The 19,666-nt window shown below is 48.0% G+C and carries 19 protein-coding genes and 1 tRNA gene; 12 read left to right on the top strand and 8 right to left on the bottom strand.

Going from position 1 to position 19,666, the window contains the following annotated elements:
• Positions 1 to 349 precede the first annotated feature (349 nt).
• Both glmM and ACZ44I_RS07145 read right to left on the bottom strand, forming a co-directional pair.
• Positions 350 to 1,702, bottom strand: coding sequence for a phosphoglucosamine mutase (glmM, locus tag ACZ44I_RS07150; RefSeq protein ID WP_464551273.1), 1,353 nt, complete (start codon positions 1,700 to 1,702; stop codon positions 350 to 352).
• On the bottom strand, positions 1,692 to 2,288 hold the full coding sequence (locus ACZ44I_RS07145) for a DUF5806 family protein (protein ID WP_464551275.1): 597 nt from the start codon (positions 2,286 to 2,288) through the stop codon (positions 1,692 to 1,694). The genes glmM and ACZ44I_RS07145 overlap by 11 nt, the downstream gene beginning before the upstream one ends.
• Positions 2,289 to 4,515: 2,227 nt before the next feature.
• On the opposite strand from ACZ44I_RS07145, the gene xerA reads away from it, so the two are divergent.
• Positions 4,516 to 5,382, top strand: a complete 867-nt coding sequence (gene xerA, locus ACZ44I_RS07140) for a site-specific tyrosine recombinase/integron integrase (RefSeq protein ID WP_464551277.1) — start codon at positions 4,516 to 4,518, stop codon at positions 5,380 to 5,382.
• Positions 5,383 to 5,404: 22 nt separating this feature from the next.
• On the opposite strand, the gene ACZ44I_RS07135 is transcribed toward xerA, so the two are convergent.
• From ACZ44I_RS07135 to ACZ44I_RS07115, 5 genes are all read right to left on the bottom strand, one after another.
• On the bottom strand, positions 5,405 to 5,587 hold the full coding sequence (locus tag ACZ44I_RS07135; protein WP_464551279.1) for a tautomerase family protein: 183 nt from the start codon (positions 5,585 to 5,587) through the stop codon (positions 5,405 to 5,407).
• Positions 5,588 to 5,639: 52 nt separating this feature from the next.
• Positions 5,640 to 6,758, bottom strand: coding sequence for a DUF373 family protein (locus tag ACZ44I_RS07130; RefSeq protein ID WP_464551281.1), 1,119 nt, complete (start codon positions 6,756 to 6,758; stop codon positions 5,640 to 5,642).
• Positions 6,759 to 6,929: 171 nt separating this feature from the next.
• Entirely contained in the window at positions 6,930 to 7,790 is an 861-nt protein-coding gene (locus tag ACZ44I_RS07125) for a coiled-coil protein (RefSeq protein ID WP_464551283.1), read from the bottom strand.
• Positions 7,791 to 8,129: 339 nt separating this feature from the next.
• Positions 8,130 to 9,275, bottom strand: a complete 1,146-nt coding sequence (gene ftsZ, locus ACZ44I_RS07120) for a cell division protein FtsZ (protein WP_464551285.1) — start codon at positions 9,273 to 9,275, stop codon at positions 8,130 to 8,132.
• A 14-nt stretch (positions 9,276 to 9,289) separates the two neighbouring features.
• Entirely contained in the window at positions 9,290 to 9,469 is a 180-nt protein-coding gene (locus tag ACZ44I_RS07115) for a ribbon-helix-helix domain-containing protein (protein ID WP_300330943.1), read from the bottom strand.
• Between the two features lie 344 nt (positions 9,470 to 9,813).
• Between ACZ44I_RS07115 and ACZ44I_RS07110 the strand changes: the two genes are divergently transcribed.
• The 4 genes from ACZ44I_RS07110 to ACZ44I_RS07095 all read left to right on the top strand — a co-directional run bounded on the left by ACZ44I_RS07110 (position 9,814) and on the right by ACZ44I_RS07095 (position 13,921).
• Positions 9,814 to 11,019 (top strand): RNA-guided endonuclease TnpB family protein, encoded by a 1,206-nt coding sequence (locus ACZ44I_RS07110; protein ID WP_464576443.1) that lies wholly within the window; start codon positions 9,814 to 9,816, stop codon positions 11,017 to 11,019.
• A gap of 17 nt (positions 11,020 to 11,036) precedes the next feature.
• Positions 11,037 to 12,029, top strand: a complete 993-nt coding sequence (locus ACZ44I_RS07105) for a pyridoxal phosphate-dependent aminotransferase (RefSeq protein WP_464551290.1) — start codon at positions 11,037 to 11,039, stop codon at positions 12,027 to 12,029.
• The gene (locus ACZ44I_RS07100; RefSeq protein ID WP_464551292.1) at positions 12,017 to 12,619 is read left to right on the top strand and encodes an NTP transferase domain-containing protein; all 603 of its coding nucleotides are present in this window, start codon (positions 12,017 to 12,019) and stop codon (positions 12,617 to 12,619) included. Before ACZ44I_RS07105 ends, ACZ44I_RS07100 begins: the two co-directional genes overlap by 13 nt.
• A gap of 66 nt (positions 12,620 to 12,685) precedes the next feature.
• Positions 12,686 to 13,921 (top strand): ornithine cyclodeaminase, nickel-pincer nucleotide-dependent, encoded by a 1,236-nt coding sequence (locus ACZ44I_RS07095; RefSeq protein ID WP_464551294.1) that lies wholly within the window; start codon positions 12,686 to 12,688, stop codon positions 13,919 to 13,921.
• A gap of 6 nt (positions 13,922 to 13,927) precedes the next feature.
• Here ACZ44I_RS07095 and ACZ44I_RS07090 read toward each other — a convergent pair whose 3' ends face one another.
• Entirely contained in the window at positions 13,928 to 14,914 is a 987-nt protein-coding gene (locus ACZ44I_RS07090; RefSeq protein ID WP_464551296.1) for an archaeosine biosynthesis radical SAM protein RaSEA, read from the bottom strand.
• 29 nt (positions 14,915 to 14,943) lie between these two features.
• Between ACZ44I_RS07090 and ACZ44I_RS07085 the strand changes: the two genes are divergently transcribed.
• The 7 genes from ACZ44I_RS07085 to ACZ44I_RS07055 all read left to right on the top strand — a co-directional run bounded on the left by ACZ44I_RS07085 (position 14,944) and on the right by ACZ44I_RS07055 (position 19,568).
• Positions 14,944 to 16,038, top strand: a complete 1,095-nt coding sequence (locus ACZ44I_RS07085) for a hypothetical protein (RefSeq protein WP_464551298.1) — start codon at positions 14,944 to 14,946, stop codon at positions 16,036 to 16,038.
• A 33-nt stretch (positions 16,039 to 16,071) separates the two neighbouring features.
• Positions 16,072 to 16,154: transfer RNA gene (locus ACZ44I_RS07080), tRNA-Ser, on the top strand.
• A 99-nt stretch (positions 16,155 to 16,253) separates the two neighbouring features.
• Positions 16,254 to 16,478, top strand: coding sequence for a HypC/HybG/HupF family hydrogenase formation chaperone (locus ACZ44I_RS07075; protein ID WP_464551645.1), 225 nt, complete (start codon positions 16,254 to 16,256; stop codon positions 16,476 to 16,478).
• The gene (locus ACZ44I_RS07070) at positions 16,478 to 16,819 is read left to right on the top strand and encodes a hydrogenase maturation nickel metallochaperone HypA/HybF (protein WP_464551300.1); all 342 of its coding nucleotides are present in this window, start codon (positions 16,478 to 16,480) and stop codon (positions 16,817 to 16,819) included. Before ACZ44I_RS07075 ends, ACZ44I_RS07070 begins: the two co-directional genes overlap by 1 nt.
• On the top strand, positions 16,816 to 17,811 hold the full coding sequence (gene hypE, locus ACZ44I_RS07065; RefSeq protein ID WP_464551302.1) for a hydrogenase expression/formation protein HypE: 996 nt from the start codon (positions 16,816 to 16,818) through the stop codon (positions 17,809 to 17,811). The genes ACZ44I_RS07070 and hypE overlap by 4 nt, the downstream gene beginning before the upstream one ends.
• Positions 17,805 to 19,067: an amidohydrolase family protein gene (locus ACZ44I_RS07060; protein ID WP_464551304.1), complete on the top strand. Its 1,263-nt coding sequence runs from the start codon at positions 17,805 to 17,807 to the stop codon at positions 19,065 to 19,067. Before hypE ends, ACZ44I_RS07060 begins: the two co-directional genes overlap by 7 nt.
• Before the next feature lie 186 nt (positions 19,068 to 19,253).
• On the top strand, positions 19,254 to 19,568 hold the full coding sequence (locus ACZ44I_RS07055; RefSeq protein ID WP_464551305.1) for a DUF167 domain-containing protein: 315 nt from the start codon (positions 19,254 to 19,256) through the stop codon (positions 19,566 to 19,568).
• Positions 19,569 to 19,666: the final 98 nt, after the last annotated feature.

Genomic DNA, 19,666 nt, shown 5'->3' with positions numbered 1-19,666 from the left:
TCCTGATCCTCTCTCATCTCTCTGTTCATTTTGAGTGGATATTATGCTCTGTAACAATCAATGGTTTCTTCTTATTCAGAATGTTGTATTCTTTCCCATCTTCAGCTGAATCAGACCTGTGATTTCTGGAACTGATTGAATGTGTTGGGAGACGATCCCGGTTCTTCCTATCAATCAAAGGTATCTGACCTAATCCACGAATCTCACTTTGATCTCAATTCTTGTGGGAAAGTCCTTTGTCATTATGATATGGAATGAATATAGTTATTAAAGAAATCTATTTCCTTTTATTTTGAAAAAAAGAAATAATAAGCTTATTATTTGAATTTAAGCCTTAATGGATGTCTAATCAGAGCAGGGAGAGAAGATAAGTTTTCACTTCTTCTGCCCGCTCTGGATCTTTTGATTCTGCATAGAGCCTGATGAAAGGTTCTGTCCCTGAAGGGCGGATCAGCGCCCACGCATCATTCCACCGTATATGGACGCCATCGGTTTCATTCAGGTCAAGTTCAGAACATGCTGATCGAATTCTTGAAAGAACGGCGGTCGGATCATCGGAATGGATCTTCTCTTTTACCATGGTATATGGGGGGATCTCATCTGCAAGGGAGGATATCGATCGTTTTGATCCAGCAACAAGTTCTGCCATTGCAGCAGCAGTCATTCCCCCATCCCTGCAGAACTGGTGATTGGGAAAGATCTGACCTCCATTTCCTTCACCCCCAAAAGCAACCCTCTCTCCTGCCTCGATCAGTTTCAGCATGGTTCGTGCGACATATATGCTCCCTACCGGTGTATAGGTGGTACTACATCCGCAGTCGGCTGCAACCTCCCTGATGACATCTGATGTACTGACTGGTGTGACGACAATACCTGGTTTTTTGCGGCATGTGGCACGTGCAAGCATCGCAAAGGTCAGATTCTCGTTCATGAAAGTTCCCGTCTCATCCACAAAGACTGCCCGATCCGCATCACCGTCATGCGCAACCCCGAATGCTGCTTTGGTTGCGATGACTGTTTCTGAAAGGAGGGCGAGCCCCTCCGGGCTCGGCTCAGGGAGCCGTCCGGGGAATGTACCGTCAAACCGGCCATTGATGGTATGAACACTACATCCCATTCGCCGGAGGATCTCGGGCGTTGTTGCAGCAGCCGGACCCGATCCCGGATCGACGACGACGACCATCCCTTTGCAGCAGTCTTTTGGAAAATGAGAGACGATGGCTCTGATGTACTCCTCTATTCTGTGGGACTCATCAGTCAGCTTCCCAACACTCTTCCAGTCCGCAATTCTGACATCCTCTGAAAAGATTAATGATTCGAGTGCTATTGTGCGGGTATCATCCATCTCGGTGCCGTCACCCTCAATCACCTTCACCCCGTTATATTCAGGGGGGTTGTGTGAGGCGGTGATCATCGCCCCTCCATCATAATGCTCCCTGACCAGGTACTGGAGTGCCGGTGTCGGGAGTATGCCGAGATCGATCACATCGCATCCGGATGCGAGAAGTCCTGATCGCATTGCAGCAGCAAGTGCCTCTCCAGATGTTCTGGTATCTCTACCAATCGCCACTCTGCCCTGTATCATTGTTCCCAGGGATAACCCGATCTTCATGACGAGTTCCGGGTTCATGTCTTCTCCAATGATTCCGCGGACTCCGTTTGTTCCAAAGAGTACTTTTTTCGGTTCGGTGTTATTCGTCATTATCTTCATCTCTCTCAGATTGTCTGATATTTGTTTCATCCGGCTGAATAGATTGCTGGGATCGTTTGTTCAGGAGAATATTGGCAGAATCGCCAAGTTTTCTCATGATGTCGGTGATCCGGTCTTCTATTTCGATCTCGTCATCGATCTCAAGTGATGTGCCCTCAACTTCAAGGAGAAACCGTGCGATCTCGCTTGATTCAAAGAGGATGTCGTCAAGTTCGTCAAGGGTAAAAAAACCGCACATGGCCCCGTAAAAGAATGTGGCACCCGATTTCCTGACTTTTCTCTTGAAGGATGAACGTGCCTGGTTGACCGCCTGCGGAGAGTATGGCTCCTGCATAAATGGAACCAGATCGGGGAGATTCTCTCCGATAAAAGTCATCTCGGCACCTGCTGTTGTCTTAAAATCGGAACAGAGCCGGGCTATTGCCCATTCCCGGGCAGTTACGTACGTATGCTTCCTCAGGAACTGGTTGACTTTCCGGTATGTGGCGCCATCGACTTTCCGGAACTTCCGGTATTTGGAGATCTCCTCTCTCCGGCTTTCATCGATCTGAGGGTTTTCCTCTTCTGGGTTGCTCATCTCAGTACCTTTGTTGCTCTTCTGCCCCCTTGAACCTTTTTCTGTGTATATCGGTGTCAATGTATGACAATTTCCTGGGCAGGATGCGGAAAATTCTGTGCTCTTTAACGTATAGCATCATATGGTTTATAGATGACGATCTGCCTCGAAAATGCTCTGATTGAAGCATATTGTTGAATAAATAATTTATTTATTTTCTTAGATCCGTGTGTGGGGGTGAAGATGCAGGTGCCTGGTTGGGGCTCGCATTACATCAGGTTGTAACGGGGGCTTGTAGTCGAACCCGTTTTTCTCTTCATGGGGATGCTTCAGTCATCCTGAAAGTTGGCTTATGACTGGTTCCTCTCTGGCTGGATGCTCTCTGAGATCTGCTGTTCGATGTAGAATGTCAATGCCTTCGTTAAATTTGCGTTTCATATTGCTCAGGTGTGGCGATCGAAAAGTGCTCCACTGCTTTCCTGTCTTTTGTAACTGCTCACTCTCTGTTTGTCTTGGGCGGGGGGTATTTCATGGAAGGCATGGTCTGATGCTGCTTGGGTATGGCGGTATATATCGTCCAGAATGTAACCTTGCTCTGGCTCGTCGTTGATGCAGGGGCAAACGCAGTATCGTTAAGGGTGGATTTGTGTATTGTTGGCGGAGGTTTGCGGGCTATGTTTTAGGGGTTACTGATTGGTTTTCTGATCAAAGGGTGGCTCCTCGGGTGGGTCTCCAGCTTATGGCTGCTCTTCTTATTGGCTATAAAGCAGGATCTCGCACTCTGGTGCAAAGAATTGCCTGATATATTCTCCTCTGAAAAAGGAGGATCTCTGCCAATCTCCATAACGGGCATCTGATCTGTCGCTGTTTGGATCTATGGTGTATGGATCGATTATTGATCAGAGGGGTTTCTGGATCGGGATCAGATCGCTTCTCTCTCTCCCCCTCTTTCTCCCTTTCAATCCTTCTCCTCTCTTCTCTCTCCACTATCCGAATCGATCGTCTGTTATTCTGGATTGACCTCTCTCACCGCCATTTTGCTATTGTCCACTTTCTGCATTCTAATAATATACACGATCTGATCCTTCCGGGTTGTGCCCGAGTGTTGTGGCAACTATTCAATTGCCTGCCTGTGGATTTCTCTGGTAGGTGGGTTGCTGATCTCCCTGTTCTTATGGTGAGTGATTGGTGCGTCTCCTCTGGCCCTGTTGGGTAGGTGTGGTTATCTAAAAGGCAGTTGGTTTTCAAACCCTTCTCTCTCGTAATTCCTACCCTCTGTCTCTCTGCAATTGGTTCAATCAATATTTCAATTGCGTCAAAAATTAACGTCCTCATATTGGCATTATCATCGACTTTTTTCGATTATCATAATGCCTAATAGTAAAAATGTGAAAAGATCGATGAAATCGACGATATGAAGTTTCTTTATATGCTCCTTGAGGTGGGGTAACTCGACCCGTTGTCTGTCCGGATGGTTGGGGGTTCTGCTTCTCTTGAAAATTATAGTCAGAAGCTGTCCACTATCTTGTAACCCTAAAAATACTGAATTTCGGTCTATTCTCGTTTTAAATCCTAAATTTCGTTTATTTTTACAACGTAGAGGAACGGGATTTTTTGCGCAGAATAGGTATTCTGCGCAATTATGGTATGCGGTGGAGCCAGGAGTGTCAAATTGCGTGATTTGATCTCTCTGTTCGCAGATGCCGGGTGATTATGATTCTCTGATCTGTGTCGGGCTTGTCATCTGGTTTTATTCGATGTAGTCCTCTGCCTATTGCCAGATTATTGCTGTTGAACTGGGTGGGGTGATTGGGTGGGGGTGCTTTTTGGGGCTCAGGGTCAACGTCTCTGCTCTCATGGTTTTGGGTGGATGCTTCTCCTTTCTTTCCATTCCTGATTTTCTCTTGCCTGGGTGGGTCTGCCCGCGTCCTTTTCTTCTGTCTGTTTGATCTATTCATCTGTACTGGGGATTGGATCTAACATATATTCCCCAGATTTATATTTAAAGTTGGAGTATTTTGTTTGAAAGATCACGAATTAATTTCTCTTATAAACCATATGGTGCTATATGTATTCGAAGAGATATTTTGCATCTTTTATACAGTAATCCGCATCTTCAGTGATCTGATCATGGATCTCATTCTCCTATTTTCTCTGAGGGTATAGATCCGGGGTGCGGGATTACAAGGATACTTCTGAATAAATATTCTGCGCAATGTTCATTGCCTCAGAAGGAAATAGTACTGTCATGGCTCCCCGTCTTCGGACGTTCTCTGTCTGGATTCCCCGGTATATGAATCACCTGACGATGCGGAATTATTCTGAAAAAACAATAGATACCTACCGCCGGGTGCTGTACGATTTCTCCTCCTATTCTGCCGGAGTACAGGCCTCAGATGATCCGGACGTTGAGACTGATAGCTATGAAGTCACCAATTTTATGGCGCAGGCATCGGTTGAACGGAGCCTCTCCGCAACAACCATGAACCGCTATCTCTCAACGCTCAGCTCATTTTACAGATTTCTTGTTGGCCAGCAGGTTGTTGATACGAATCCGGTTCTCGGCGTAGATCGTCCAAAAATCAAGGATCGGGAACTCTTATACCTCAAACATGCAGATGTGATCACTCTTCTCGAGAAGATCGGGGATTTTAGGGACCGCCTGCTTATCAGGACAATCTATGCAACCGGGGTGCGGGTGTCTGAACTCTGTGGAATTATGATTGAGCATATCGATTTTGATGAGGAGACGATCCGCATCCGTGGAAAAGGGGGCAAGATCCGGACGGTCTTCATCGATCCCGATACTCTGGCCGCAATCAGGGGGTTTATCGGCGGAAGAAAGGATGGCCCGCTCTTCCAGGGCCGTTCTGGCGCCCCACTATCCTCCCGTTCAGTCCAGCATATATTCCAGAAATATGCCCCTGCCGGAATCACTCCTCATAAGATCCGCCACAGTTATGCAAGTGAACTCTACCGGCGTTCACGGAACCTCAGGGTGGTGCAGGAGAACCTCGGCCACTCGTCTATCCAGACGACAGAAGTGTACCTGCATACGGATCTTGAAGAGAGGCGCAAGGTCTACCAGGAGCATTTCCCGCTCTCAAATGAGTAATCTCTGAAAAAATAAAATCCTCTCAATCCGAGAGGAGTTTTCCGTTTTTTGCGATATTGTCGCGTGGCAACTCATTGAAGATGACAATAACTGCCGCCGGGTCGACTCCGAATGTTTCGGCAACGGTCCGGGTGATCTCACCGGCAACTTTCCGCTTCTGATCAGCTGTTTTTCCTTCTGACATCTGAATCGTTATGACGGGCATGGAATAGACATCAGCATATAATCATAAATGTATTGCCGTTTTATCCGGCTCTTCACCACTTTCTGCTCTTCTTACCGTCTATAACCCATTTGCTGGTTGCTGACTGGATATAGATCCCAATAAGTGCACAGAGAAGTCCGGCTATTGTGAAGATGATGATGGATTGCACTCCGCTACCTGCGGATACAGGGAATTCGGGCACATTGCTGATCGAAAGCAGGTAACTGCTCGCCCCATAGATGATCGTTCCAATCGCTCCGATAAAAAAGGGGATGATCACAATTCTGCTGAGCATCTCCTGTTCATTGAGGATGCAATCTATGATCTTTCCCGCCAGTGCAACAAGCCCTGCGCCCACAAACCACCAGACAGATCCATAGATGAATGCAGCGAAAAAGAGCAGAACTCCGGCATCTTGTGGATAATAAACGAGCAGGCTTGTTAAACCCATGATTACAGCGACAATTGAGATCAAGACTGCGGTTATGTATGCAACAAAACTGAAACTCCCCTTCTGAAAAGACTGCTGAAATCCTGAGATGAGATAACTGAAGAATTCGTCAATTCCGAATCCTTTGAAGAGCAGATAAATCCCGACAGCTCCGACTACAAAGAAGGTCGCAAGATCCGGCCTTCCCAAGAGATATGCTGCAGAATAGAGCAACATTGCAAGGCCGATTGGGACAAGAACCACACGGGCGATCTTTGGATCATCGAGCAGTTTCTTGATGATATAGTAGGTCCCCTCAAGGTTTGGCATCTGTGCAACGATGACCCGTTTAACGCTCTCGACAGGAATTCTGGATTGGACGATTGGGAGGATAAAATCATCCTCAGCGCCATCAGATACAAGGATGCATGCGGTTACGTTCGTTTGATTGATTAACTGTGAGAGCGAATCGGCGATTTTGCGATCTCCTTCGAGCATGTTCAAATGGCTTCCGCCAATGACAGAAACGATCACATCCTCTCCCCGTGCAGTTAGCTCGTCATATGTCTTGACTGCCTGGAATATCGCATTCACATCGGAATCTTCGGGATCCACAAGCCCAAGGCGTTTTGCCGCCTCAAGACATGCCTCTCTTCCGATAACGGGGCTTTCTATCCTCGCTTTATATCCGATATCGTCATCGCGATCGACGCTCAGCACGAGCGTCTTTCTCTTCTCCATTACAGAATACATGAACGTATTAGGATAATAATGTTGTTTTCTCTGAATGATAAATGAAATCTGGTTTTCCAGGGAAAAAAAATCGTCTGAAAATGGTTCCCAAAAAAGATCGCCCTGCTGAAGAAGACCCGCCGGTCTTATTCAATCATATCGTGCGTTCTGCAAAAAAAATTAAATGAGTTTCGATCTCTGGAGGAGAAGGAGGTCATCGGTGGTAAGCTTCTCTCCACTCTTGAATGAGTTGAAGATCTTTTCTGCTTCCATTCTGACAGTTTTATTCTCTTTAACGGTTTTAAACTTCTTGGTTTTTGTCCGCATGCCGCTGATGACCTTGTCGTAGTCACGGAGTTCTTTCTGGCATTCGATGAAAGCTTTGTGTTCGGCATCTGCTGCTTCCTGTGCCTCGACAAATGCACGGTGCCTGGCATCTGCCTCTTCACGGGATTTGTCGGCTTTCCTGTAGCACTCCACCATAAGATCGTGATGAGTCTGTGCAAGCTCTGCACTCTCGGTCACCTTGATGTGGAGATCGGATGCCTGTTTCCGGAGGTCACGTGCCTCCTGAAGTTTTGACCGGATCTCTTTATTCTGCTCAAGTTCAGCTTCCTGTTCACGAACCTGGCTTTTCATCTGTTTGATCTTCTCAACGAGCTCGCGTTCCTTGTCGGAACTCATTGCTTCGGTCTGCTGTTTAAACTCGAGGAACTCGATCTGACGCTGGATGTCTTTAACCTGGCCCTTTTTGATATTGCCATGTTCTTTTTTATATTCTTCAAGCTCCTCAAAGAGTATATTTGCCTGTTCATTCAGGATATTTCTCTGTTCTTTCAGATCGGAGACATCCTTGTTGCTTAAGTCGCGAAGCTCCTTGTGCTTCTGGGCTTCTTCGACATACTGGCGTGTCTGGTTGTTCAGTTCATTACGCTCGCGGGCACATTTGCTTGCGAGGGCATTGAGTTCATTCCTTCTGTTCTTGTGCTGTTCAGATTCAGCAAGAATAGTTTTTCTCTTGTCTACGAGATCATTCAACATGCTCAACAATCCTCAAATGTCGATACGTTTGCCTCTGGGTTGCGGGTTGGAGTGTCTGCGCCCCGTTTGTACAGAGTATCCTCTATTCCGGGTAGTAAATAAAAAACAGACAGCACTTGACGTGAGTGCTGATGCGCGTAAACCATCCTGTTCAACCTCCGATACGAAAAGCCATCAATTGCTCAATTCCGGTGACAGAGACTGTTCCCTGTTCCAGAGGCATTGATACGACTTTCTATAAGTAAAGGTTAAGGTTACTATTAAATGTATCGAATCCTCCGAAGAGAGTGCAATTTTGGTTTGAATAGTAGAATATAGAAAAGAAAATGGGTTTTTGAATTACATTACCCAGTCAAGGAGGCTTCCGGAGCGGGCATCTGCTGTTCCCCGGCCGATACTTCGTCCCGGGACAACCGCTTCACTTCGCGAGCGTGTTGACTGCATCGAGAGGCTTGGGAGTCCACCGAGTATCTGCGGGCTCTGGACGCCTGTCATAATTGCCATTACCCTGACTTTCCCTTCATAGTCGCTTCTGACGCGCGCACCCCAGATCACATCTGCATGCGGATCGAGCTCATAGGTGAGCTGGCTTGCAATCTCTTCTGCATCGTGGAGTGTTAGATCGCTGCCACCGGTGATATGAATGAGGCATCCTGTTGCGCCACGATAGTCTATGTCAAGAAGCGGGTGGTCAAGGCACTCGCGAACAACACTTTCCGCTTTGTTCTGCTGCTTGCTTTCACCAACAAGCATTACAGCAAGTCCGCCCTTGCTCATGGTGGCACGAACATCGGCATAGTCGATGTTAATGAGTGATGGTTCAGTGATTGTTTCGCTGATCCCTTTGACGGTTTCTGAGATGAGCTGATCCATAACTGAAAATGCCTGTCCGAGTGGGAGGTTTGGAACAAAATTCTTCAACCGGTTATTGTCAAGAACAATAACAGAATCTGCTGCATTGCGGATCGCTTCAAGCCCTTCTTCGGCTTTGAGCATACGTGCCTTCTCAACCTGGAAGGGGTAACTTACCATGGCGACGACGATTGCACCCTGCTCTTTTGCGATCTGAGCCACAACAGGCGCCGATCCTGTTCCGGTTCCCCCGCCCATTCCTGCGGTGACGAATACGAGATCTGCTGATTCAAGGAGGCTCTCAAGGGTCGGCCTGGCCATCTCGGCTGCGCGTCTGCCAACATCCGGAAATCCGCCAGCTCCAAGACCTTTGGTCAGGGATTTGCCGATCAGGACTCTTTTATCGGACTGAACCATATCAAGGTGCTGTTTATCAGTGTTGATTGCGATCGTCTCAGCACCATTCACCTGCATATGGTGAAGCCGGTTTACTGTGTTGTTTCCTGCGCCGCCACACCCGATGATGACAATGCGTGGATTGCCAAGCATCTCGTCATCATCGATGATCGATGATTTAACGCGGTCTTTCTCAATCTCTGCGTGTTTTAGAGCTTCATTTATAATTGTCTGCATACTACAACCCCTCATTAAATTTTTAAAGACGTGACCTGATCGCTTTCGCGCATTACCCGATCTCCGTGCTTGGATAGGAGTTCCCGTACTGCATATCGAACCGCTTCAGATACGGTTGGGAATTCTCCGGCCGCTACCAGTTTCTCCAGCATTTCGACCTGTTGCCTGGGTAATCGGATGGTGATCCTGTCCATTTCTCACTCCAGTCAGACAAATGTCATACAAAGATAAGCTAATTGTCAGACATTAAGCACACAATCGTCTGATCTTACTAATCAGATGAATGTAGATACATCGTTAATATATATATAGTTTACGAAAACTCCCTGAAGCGCCCCCAAAACAGTCTTTTCAGAACCCTTTTATTCAGAACAATGCAAATTAAATTGAGTATGATTCAACCCGCTTTCTTTGAAAATTGGTTTGGTCAGGTACTTTCCCGGTGGCCTTCAACTAAAATGGCAAGGAGTCCCCTTCCTTTAGGTAGGGGAGGAATTGCTTCAGATACCTTTATATAGTCACTTGAAAATTATACTATATGCAACAAGTGAAAACCATTCCGTTAAAGTTGTATAATTACGGGGGAGAGTTAAACGCTCTCGTCCAAAGTTATACATCAGGGATGAACTATGTTTCCACTGTTGTATATGAACATGGTAAGCCTATGGGTTCTGACAAAATCCAAAAACGGGTTTATCAGGACGTACGAAACCTCGGATTACTCAGCCAGATGACCTGTAATATCTGCCGCCAGGTAGCAGGAACCTACAAAACCTTGAAAGAACAGATTAAAACAGGTCAGGCAGAATGGCAGGAGATCCGATATCGTCCTACAAATGTAACCTTCTCATATAGGCGGGATTTTACTATCACGAAAGAATGGGTGAGCATCACCACATTGGATGGTCGAAAAAAATATCCATTCCACATGTATTCTTCTGCCGAACAGTATTTTGACGGTTCATGGGAATTTACCGCATCGAAACTTGTTAAACATAAAGACGGCTATTATTTCCATCTCTCCGTATCCAGGACCATCCCCGATCCCCCCGAATTGGATACAGCATCCACATTCATGGGGGTTGATGTTGGAATGAACTGGTTAGCCGTCGTCAACACCACAGACAACAAATGCAGGTTTTTCTGCGGTGGAGAAGTCAAGAACCTCAAAAACATCTATTCATCCATGCGAGCAAGGTTACAAGCCAAAGGCACTTTATCTGCAAAACGAATGTTGAAACATATATCAGGTAAAGAAAGACGGCTCATGGCAAATATGAATCATAACGTGTCCAAAGAGATTGTTCAGTTTGCACTCGATAATAATGTTAATTGTATCGGATTAGAAGATTTAACAGGCATCCGTACAAACACCATCCACAAAACCCGTAAAGAAAACAGGTATCAGAAATCATCGTGGTCATATTATCAGTTACACTTTATGATCGAATACAAAGCGAAAGCCGCGGGTATTCGTGTCGAATATATTGACCCTCAATATACTTCGCAGACATGCCCACGATGTTATCACATTAACAAATCGAACCGTAATGGTTTGTCCTTTACGTGTAAATGTTGTGGATATACGTTACACTCTGATCTTATCGGTGCAAGGAACATCGAATTGCGAACACGTGATTCCAGGTATATCCTGGAATCACAGGGGTGTGAAGTCAGCCACCCAGACGAGTGTCCTGAATTTTTGCAGAGCCTCAAGCCCCGTCCTTTAGGGCGGGGTAGTTGACTATGAGGATCAAAAACATGCCAAAAAGGCAGATACATGGTGGTATTATAAGAAATCTTCGCAGAGAAGGGCTGGAAAAGGATCTACTGGACTTCAGTGCAAGCATGAATCCATTCCCTCCTGCTGTTGCATGGGAGCCCGGGGCATGTGATCTGGGCGATTATCCCGATGACACCTATCTTGATCTGAAGGAGGCGATTGGATCTGTATTTTCACGAAATCCTGAAGAGATCACCGTTGGCAATGGATCGGTTGAGCTGATCAGGATCTTTGCACTGGTGATGGCACCCGCGGGGTCGCGGGCATTTATTGAGAGATCGACATTTGGGGAATATGCCCAGTCGGTTCGTCTCGCCGGAGGTACAATTACCCATAATCCTGAAGATACAGTTGATCTGCGGTATATCTGTAATCCAAACAATCCAACCGGAAAACTCCTTTCAAAAGATGCGATCAAACACAGGCTGAAGGAGTGCCGGGATGAGGGCTCCATCCTCTTTCTGGATGAGGCATTCATTGATCTCTCAGATCCCGATCAGAGCATGGTGGAAGCGAGAGATCCCGATCTCTTCATCCTCCGATCACTTACAAAGGCATTTTCTGTACCGGGCATCAGGTTTGGTTTTGGCTTTGGTGATCCGGATCTGATCGAAGCAATCGAGAGCACCCGCCCTCCATGGACTGTGAACAGATTTGCTGAGATGTTTGCAACCGAGGCTATCAGGCATCTCCCTGATCTGGCAGAATCACGAAGAATGATAGTAATTGAGCGTGATTATCTCAATCAATCACTCTGCGCTATCGGTTACACTCCACATCAGTCATCTGCGAACTACATCCTCGTTGATGTGGGGATGTCCGCATCAGATCTGGTTCCGCGCCTTCTTCGTGAAGGGGTTCTGGTAAGGGACTGCACATCATTTGGCCTCCCGGAATCGATCAGAGTTGCAGTACGGAGACATGAGGAGAATCAGGTTCTCATTGAGGCATTATCTGCATGCGCGCCTTAATCATGGCAGGAGGAGTTGGATCGCGCCTTGACATGGGGGAAAAACCCCTTGTCAGAATAGCAGGCCGTCCGATGATTCGTTTTGTTATTGATGCTTTTTTAGCAGCAGGTGTAACTCCGATTATCGTAACATCCATTAAAACACCCTACACAAAAAACTGGTGCCGGGCACATGATATCCTGTTTGTCTCTACTGATGGAACAGGTTATATCGAAGATCTCGCTCAGGCAGTCTCAATTCTTGAAGAAAAAAGTCCTTTTTTTGTAGCGGTCTCAGACATCCCCTGCCTCCGGCCCGCTATTATATCCTATATATGGGAAGAGTACACCATTTCAGGAATGCAGGCCTGCTCAACCTGGATCCCTCTCACTCTCTGTAGTCGTTTTGAAACCACGCCACGGTACCAGATGGAGATTGATGGTATCCCGGCAAGCCCGGCAGGCATCAATATCCTTGATGGTTCATGTATTCATACGGAGCAGGAGGAACTCCGGCTCCTTCTTCATGATCCGGGGCTTGTATTCAATGTAAATACCCGCTTTGAACTTGAACTTCTCGAAAAGCATTTTCAGTCACTCATAAAACGATGAGAATTGATCCCTTTCACAGGCACGACTCGTCAGAATGCATATAACGAAAACTGCTGAGTACTATATATGAATCATTCGCGGGAGATCGAGGTCGAGGGTCATATCATTGATTCGGGTATTATGACACGGGTATTTGACCGTATCATGGATATGGGGGGAGACTTTGAGATCATCACGTTTGAAGTCGGAAAGAAGAAAGTTGATCCAAGCTTTGCCCGACTCCGTGTCTTTGCCGAAACAGAAGAGAAACTTGACCTAATAATGAGCGAGCTTCACCGGTACGGTATACGCCTCATTGAGGCTGACAATGTCAGGCTTCTTCCTGCGGAAGCCGACCGGGTTATCCCAAAGGGTTTTTATTCAACAACCAATCATCCGACATCTATTCGGTATAATGATGAATGGATTCCGGTTGAGAACATTGAGATGGATTGTATAATCAAAGTAGATCCAAACAATTCGCGTGCTTTCTGTATCCCCCTCTCAAAGCTGCGAAAAGGTGACTATGTCGTCCTTGGCGAATCGGGAGTCAGGGTTATCTATCCTGAAAGGCCCCGTGAAACCGGTATGTTTGAGTTTATGCACGGACAGGTCTCCTCTGAGCGGCCGAGCGAGACACTTGTGAGAAAGATTGCAGAAGAGCTGCTAAAAGTCAAAGCAAAAGGCAAAAAAGTGGGCATCGTCGGCGGTCCAGCGATTGTTCATACTGGAGCCGGAGAGGCACTCGCAACTCTTATCAGGGAAGGATATATCGATATCCTCTTCAGCGGCAATGCCCTTGCAACGCATGATATCGAGAATAACCTGTTTGGTACATCCCTTGGAATGAATCTCAAAACAGGTGATCTCGTCACCGGCGGTCATAAGCACCATATTATCGCAATCAGCGAGGTGATGCGGGCAGGCTCAATTCCGGCTGCTGTTGAATCCGGTATCATTACAGGTGGAATTATGTATGAGTGTGTAAAAGCAGGTGTCCCCTATATTCTCGCAGGCTCAATCCGGGATGACGGGCCTCTCCCCGATGTGATAACCGATGTTGTGGTAGCACAGGATGCAATCAGGGCCAATCTTGGTGAATGCGGTATGGTTCTCATGATCGGAACCCTCCTCCACTCGATTGCTGTTGGCAACTGCCTGCCTTCCTATGTGAAGACGATCTGTGTGGATATCAATCCGGCATCTGTCACAAAACTGATGGATCGTGGAACCAGTCAGGCGATAGGTGTTGTCTCGGATGCAGGGACATTCATCCCGGCTCTCCTTACCGCACTCCAGCACCAGAAAGAGACGTCAATTTAAAAAAAATTACCGGGTAAGGGGCATGCACCATGGCATCTCATTGCCAAGGACATACTCCCACTCTTCTTTACAATCACAGCCTGTATCATATACAGCATGGAGAAGGCTGCGATCAAAGCTCAGCGAATAAAGATTAATCGCATTTTTTATCTCACGATCACATTCGCCGCAGTTATGGGGTCCACGGGCAAAGCCACCCCCAACAGGATCGCAACTGACCTTTTCATCGGTTGAGAGGAGGACATCCAGGGCACTCCAGAGATATGGAGGCCGGTATGCTCCGCGTTTCCAATAGTACTCTACATCTGTCCGCTTCTGAACCGTGCAGAGATTCATTGACATCAAATCCGAATATGGTGCCGCCTCACGGATAGATGTCTTCATATCTGCTATCGCTTCTTTCTCGGTCAGGAAGAGGGGCTTCATCATCAGATATGACTTGACGCCGACACCAGCCTCTTTTGCCTCTTTTGCTGCCCGGATAAAGTCGGCAAATACCATTCCCTTGTCAATGCATCTCTCTCTGATTCGATCGTCTGTTGTTTCAAGCCCGATTGCAACATAGAGGGGTATCGTATGATCGCCGCAATCAATCTGGTCGAGGAATGAAGCAATTGCTGTTTGGGAAATGTATTCGGCACGGGATTCGGCAATCGCAATTTTTCCCCTGATGAGCCTCCCAAGCTCCTCCCTCGCTTCCAGCGGAACTTCGTTTGGATCAAAGAAACTTCCTGAGGTGAAGATCTTGATCACCTCGTAATCCCCGGAGCGATAATTCTCTTCGATCCACCGGATCTGGGCAATCAGCCGTTCTTTTAATTCGCTCGTATCTAATGAATGGTACCGTTCAAACCGGTATCCGCACATCCTGCACCTGTTCCAGCGGCAACCGCCGGATTTCAGAATGATGGTGAGTGTTTTTTTAATATCGCCATCTATCAGGTCCTCCCCCATCCATGAGGCAAGGGGCTTTTCAACTCTTCGGGATACCATTAAAACCATTTAAATATGATATCTCGATCATGAAAAAGATCGCACTTGCCTCAATCCTTCTGTTGCTCTGTATTACAGCAGCAGGTGCATACTCCTTTCAGTTTATCGGTCCGCCGCGTGACTCTGGCAGTCTCACGGGTTATATTGGGGATGCGATAGTCGTTGAGGGAGTCTCCCAGAACATACCTCCCGGAGTCACACTGACGCTTCGTGTGACAGGTCCGGGCAATTATTTTCTGACAAGACAGATGGTCGTCCAGAATGAGGGGTACTTCAGGACAGTTGTTGAAACGGCAGGATTGAGGGAAGGGGATTATCGCTTTGAAATCCAGGCCCCCGGCGATTATCCTCTTGGCTCACAAAGAAACTGGTTCATCTACCGATTGGTCGACAGGAGCCTTCTCCTGACAATAACGTCACCTCTGCAACAGGATTACGATGGGTGGCTGACTATTAACGGCAGGGTAGACGAACTTGGCTCAGCAGGAATTGAACTGACCGTTTCTGGTCCGGCTGGCATACACTTTGGACCAAAATGGGTTTCAACAGATCAGATGGGGCGTTTCTTTCAGGAAGTCCGGATCGACACGGAGGGAACATACTCTGCTCAGATTGCAGATCGGAGAGGAATGATTGGAACTGTGGATTTTCAGGTGGTCAGGGAGGGCATTCCAATCCCTGTAACTCCAACACCGTCACAATCGATAATCTCTGCAAGCGCGACTGCCTCACGTGAAAATCCGGCATATTTTGTGATGCAGACGAGAGCCGGGCCGGCAACAATCAGCACTTCACTTGGAGTCGACTGGGTGATTGAGTATATTGATGAATCCGGCAATCACCATATCATCAATGAATATGGGGCAGACCGGGCAGAGACATTTACCCTTGAAGGGAATGGGGGCATGATTCATATCAGGGCATACCCTGATGGAGGGGAGACCGGTACAGTCCATCTCTATGGCCAGAACATCATCTCTTTAACCACAAGCACGACGGCTTCCGAAAAATTCGGAGATCTTGTGGATCCGGGGCACACACCTGCTGAAGAGTCTCCGGCGTTTATCCCTATGCCCCTGGTTGCACTGGCAATTCTCGTCCTTTGTCTGGTGAAGAAACCATAATCTCTTATTTCTAAAGAGCATATATGTATACAGGCCGGGGTAGTCTAGTCCGGAAAGGCGGTGGCCTTGAAAGCCACTGGTGTTGCACCTCGGGAGTTCAAATCTCTCCCCCGGCGTTTTTATGACTCTTTTCTCTTCTCTGACTCATTGATCCATCAGCCACATTCGTTCTCTTTATCACTTTGAGAAGACAAGAGGATCTTGAGGAACGGTTCATGTGTATTGCAGTGCCTGCAGAAGTAATTGAGATCAGGGATGGCAACATCGGACTTGTCGACTTCGGCGATCTCCAGCATGAAGTCAGGCTTGATCTCGTTGATGTAGCGGTTGGTGAGTTTGTTCTGGTTCATGTCGGGTTTGCTATCCAGCGGCTTTCCCGTGAGGAAGGACTTGAAACACGGGAGATATTCCGTCAGGTCTATGAGGCCATGGGTGCCTGATGCACGAATATGGCATAGCATATGACATCTATGCAACGGCACGCAGAACGGCACTGGATCATAATGCCAGTCATGTAACGAAGATCACCGTGAACTTCGGTAAGATGGCGATGATAAACCCGGAACAGGTCTCCTTTCTTTTTGAGACCCTCACAGCAGATGATCCGGTAATGAACGGAGCAGAGATCGTCTGTGAGATCATCCCTCCCAGAACCCGCTGTACATGCGGATATGAGGGTGAAGAGATCTATGTCTGCCCGGATTGTGGAAAACTCCCAACACTTGTTGCCGGAAAAGAGATTGTAGTCAAAAATATTGAGATAGATACGGGTGAAGAATGAAAGTCAATCTGATGCATGGTGCCGGTGGAGAGGTGATGGGGGAACTCCTCAGGACTCTGACGGCTTTCTCCCACAACAATGCCGGGGGTGTTGGTCTTGAATCCCTTGACGATGGAGCAGTTATTCCCATTAATGGCAGCAATATTGTCCTTACCACCGACTCCCATGTAGTCCGCCCCCTCTTTTTCCCGGGAGGTGACATCGGGAGGTTATCCGTCTGTGGCACGGTGAATGATCTTGCAGTTATGGGGGCACGGCCGATTGCCCTCACCTCTGCAATGATCATCGAAGAGGGTTTCTCTGTTGACGATCTTGCCAGTATCGTTGCCTCGATGGATCAGGCACTCGGCGAGGCAGGTGCCAGTATCGTCACCGGTGATACAAAGGTTGTGGAACGGGGATCCCTCGATGGTATCATCATCAATACCGCAGGAATAGGGATAGCTGATCGCCCTGTGCGTGACAGCACTCTGCAGGAAGGGGATCTCATCATATCCTCGGGCACACTTGGTGATCATGGTATATCCATCCTCTCATACCGCGAGGGCTTTGAATTTGGTGAGACGCTCAGGTCTGATGTTGCCCCGGTCTGGCCGATAGTTGAACGTGCGCTCGCTGTCGGTGACATTCATGCAATGAAGGATCCGACCAGAGGTGGTTTTGCGGCTGCTATCAACGAGATGGCCCGGAAGAGCGGAGTGGGAATTCTGCTGGATGAAGAGAAGGTCCCGATCCGCAGGAGCATCAGGTCTGCGGCTGATATACTTGGAATCGATCCCCTTCAGGTTGCAAATGAAGGTAAAGTGGTGATGGGGGTTGCAGCAGATGATGCAGAAGCCATCCTCTCGGCAATCCGCTCCCACCCGACTGGCGCTGATGCTGCAATCATCGGAGAGGTCGTCTCAGGTTCAAGGGTTGTGATGCAGACCAGTATCGGAGGCGAGCGCTTTATTGAGCCGCCTCTTGGAGATCCGGTGCCAAGGGTATGCTAGATCTTGTCCTGAGAAACGCCTCTCTCCCTGATGGCAGGGTGGCTGATCTCGCCTTCCGGGATGGTGAACTCCTCCATATCGGAAGCGCAGGAAGGGCAGATGAGGAGATTCAGTGCCGTGGTCTCCTCTGTGTACCGGCTGCCACCGATATGCATGTCCATATGCGTGGCGGGATTCAGTCTGCAAAGGAAGACTGGAGGACAGGGACCATGGCCGCCCTTGCTGGCGGGGTTACCATGGTTGTCGATCAGCCGAATACTATTCCGCCGCTTTTTTCACGCGAGCAGTACCAGAATCGTATCAGGGAAGCATCTGCGGGTGCCCTTTGCTCATTCGGAATAAACGGGGGCGTATCCACGGATTCAGATCCATTGCCTCTCTGGAACGCGGGTGCTATGGCATTTGGCGAGATCTTCGCTGCACCTTCAAGCTATGGTGATGCCCTCACCCTTGAGGAGCTGCGAGGTGCGCTTCCTGCGATCCACTCACTCGGCGCCACCGCCACCATCCACTGTGAACAGGTGCTTCCCGGATCACCGGATACTCTTGTAGATCACCATACCCTTAGATCCGCTGAGGGAGAAGCAGAATCATTTCAGCAGATACGATCGGCCATCCCGAAAGGAATGAAACCACATATCTGCCACATCAGCTCATCGCAATCCCTCGCAGTTGCACCTGGATCAAAGGAGGTGACTCCTCACCATCTCTTCCTCTCAATTGAACTGTTTGAACCCGAAGATACGTTTGGGAGGGTAAACCCCCCTTTGAGACCGGAAGCTGAGCGGAAAGCGCTTTTTGCATCATGGGATGCTATTGATCTTATCGCCTCTGACCATGCCCCTCATACGCGTGAAGAGAAGCGGGTTCCTTTTGCAGACGCCCCCTCGGGGCTTCCGGGTGTTGAGACGATGCTCCCGCTCCTGATGAATGAGGTGGTCAAAGGTACATTCACCCTTCAATCTGTCATCGAAAAGACGGCAACAACTCCATGCAGGGTACTTGGAATACCGCCTTCCGGATTTGGAGCAGGAGAAAGATCTGATTTTACCCTCTATGCGATGAAACCAGAAACAATACAATCTGAAAAACTCCATTCCCGGTGTGGGTGGACTCCATATGAGGGTATGATGGGAGTTTTTCCCTCTCTTGTTGTTCGTTTCGGCAGGATTGCATATCGCGAGGGAGAGTATACTCATGATCCCGGAACCTGGATGCCGGGAAGGGGTTATCATCCCGGGGAACAAATAGAATAATGTGCCAACATATTCGCATTCATAGGTCCCCAGGTGATCCATATGACGTATGCCATGAGATGATCCATGGGACAACCCGTCTGCGAGACAGGCACCACCCGGTGACGGGTTTGATGCGGGAGGATGGGCAGCAGCCATCGATGACCGAAATCAGTTATCACCGGGTGACATTAACCTATCGATAGTATGGCTTCTTTTGAAGATGCATTTCGGATATCCAATGAAGGATTGTTGATCACTCTTGATGTACATCCAGGATCTGGAAGAAATGCTTTTCCCGATGGATATAATGCCTGGCGAAAGTCTATCGGTATTGCAATAACCGCCCCTCCGGTTGAAGGACGTGCCAACACGGCGATCATCGATCTCGTCTCGAAGGTTATGGGTATTTCAAAATCTGATATTCGTATTGTATCCGGGCACAAGTCATCGCAAAAAGTGATCCAGATTGCCGGGATGACTCCTCTCCGGTGCAAAGAACTGCTTGCCACACTTCTCTAAATATACCATTCACTGAATGGAATGAATCTTTTCCATCCTCCCACATGCCAGGATCGCCTGACGTTCTGAAACGGCATTTCCACCATGGGTTACTTTAA

Source organism: Methanocalculus pumilus (assembly GCF_055382585.1).
Note: the sequence above shows the minus strand (reverse complement) of the source record. Positions and strands in the feature narration are given on the sequence as shown.

Excerpts from the sequence above, each read along its gene's own strand:
- glmM (WP_464551273.1), bottom strand. The coding sequence starts at position 1,702 with ATGACGAATAACACCGAACCGAAAAAAGTACTCTTTGGAACAAACGGA.
- ACZ44I_RS07145 (WP_464551275.1), bottom strand. The coding sequence starts at position 2,288 with ATGAGCAACCCAGAAGAGGAAAACCCTCAGATCGATGAAAGCCGGAGA.
- xerA (WP_464551277.1), top strand. The coding sequence starts at position 4,516 with ATGGCTCCCCGTCTTCGGACGTTCTCTGTCTGGATTCCCCGGTATATG.
- ACZ44I_RS07135 (WP_464551279.1), bottom strand. The coding sequence starts at position 5,587 with ATGCCCGTCATAACGATTCAGATGTCAGAAGGAAAAACAGCTGATCAG.
- ACZ44I_RS07130 (WP_464551281.1), bottom strand. The coding sequence starts at position 6,758 with ATGGAGAAGAGAAAGACGCTCGTGCTGAGCGTCGATCGCGATGACGAT.
- ACZ44I_RS07125 (WP_464551283.1), bottom strand. The coding sequence starts at position 7,790 with ATGTTGAATGATCTCGTAGACAAGAGAAAAACTATTCTTGCTGAATCT.
- ftsZ (WP_464551285.1), bottom strand. The coding sequence starts at position 9,275 with ATGCAGACAATTATAAATGAAGCTCTAAAACACGCAGAGATTGAGAAA.
- ACZ44I_RS07115 (WP_300330943.1), bottom strand. The coding sequence starts at position 9,469 with ATGGACAGGATCACCATCCGATTACCCAGGCAACAGGTCGAAATGCTG.
- ACZ44I_RS07110 (WP_464576443.1), top strand. The coding sequence starts at position 9,814 with ATGCAACAAGTGAAAACCATTCCGTTAAAGTTGTATAATTACGGGGGA.
- ACZ44I_RS07105 (WP_464551290.1), top strand. The coding sequence starts at position 11,037 with ATGCCAAAAAGGCAGATACATGGTGGTATTATAAGAAATCTTCGCAGA.
- ACZ44I_RS07100 (WP_464551292.1), top strand. The coding sequence starts at position 12,017 with ATGCGCGCCTTAATCATGGCAGGAGGAGTTGGATCGCGCCTTGACATG.
- ACZ44I_RS07095 (WP_464551294.1), top strand. The coding sequence starts at position 12,686 with ATGAATCATTCGCGGGAGATCGAGGTCGAGGGTCATATCATTGATTCG.
- ACZ44I_RS07090 (WP_464551296.1), bottom strand. The coding sequence starts at position 14,914 with ATGGTATCCCGAAGAGTTGAAAAGCCCCTTGCCTCATGGATGGGGGAG.
- ACZ44I_RS07085 (WP_464551298.1), top strand. The coding sequence starts at position 14,944 with ATGAAAAAGATCGCACTTGCCTCAATCCTTCTGTTGCTCTGTATTACA.
- ACZ44I_RS07075 (WP_464551645.1), top strand. The coding sequence starts at position 16,254 with ATGTGTATTGCAGTGCCTGCAGAAGTAATTGAGATCAGGGATGGCAAC.
- ACZ44I_RS07070 (WP_464551300.1), top strand. The coding sequence starts at position 16,478 with ATGCACGAATATGGCATAGCATATGACATCTATGCAACGGCACGCAGA.
- hypE (WP_464551302.1), top strand. The coding sequence starts at position 16,816 with ATGAAAGTCAATCTGATGCATGGTGCCGGTGGAGAGGTGATGGGGGAA.
- ACZ44I_RS07060 (WP_464551304.1), top strand. The coding sequence starts at position 17,805 with ATGCTAGATCTTGTCCTGAGAAACGCCTCTCTCCCTGATGGCAGGGTG.
- ACZ44I_RS07055 (WP_464551305.1), top strand. The coding sequence starts at position 19,254 with ATGGCTTCTTTTGAAGATGCATTTCGGATATCCAATGAAGGATTGTTG.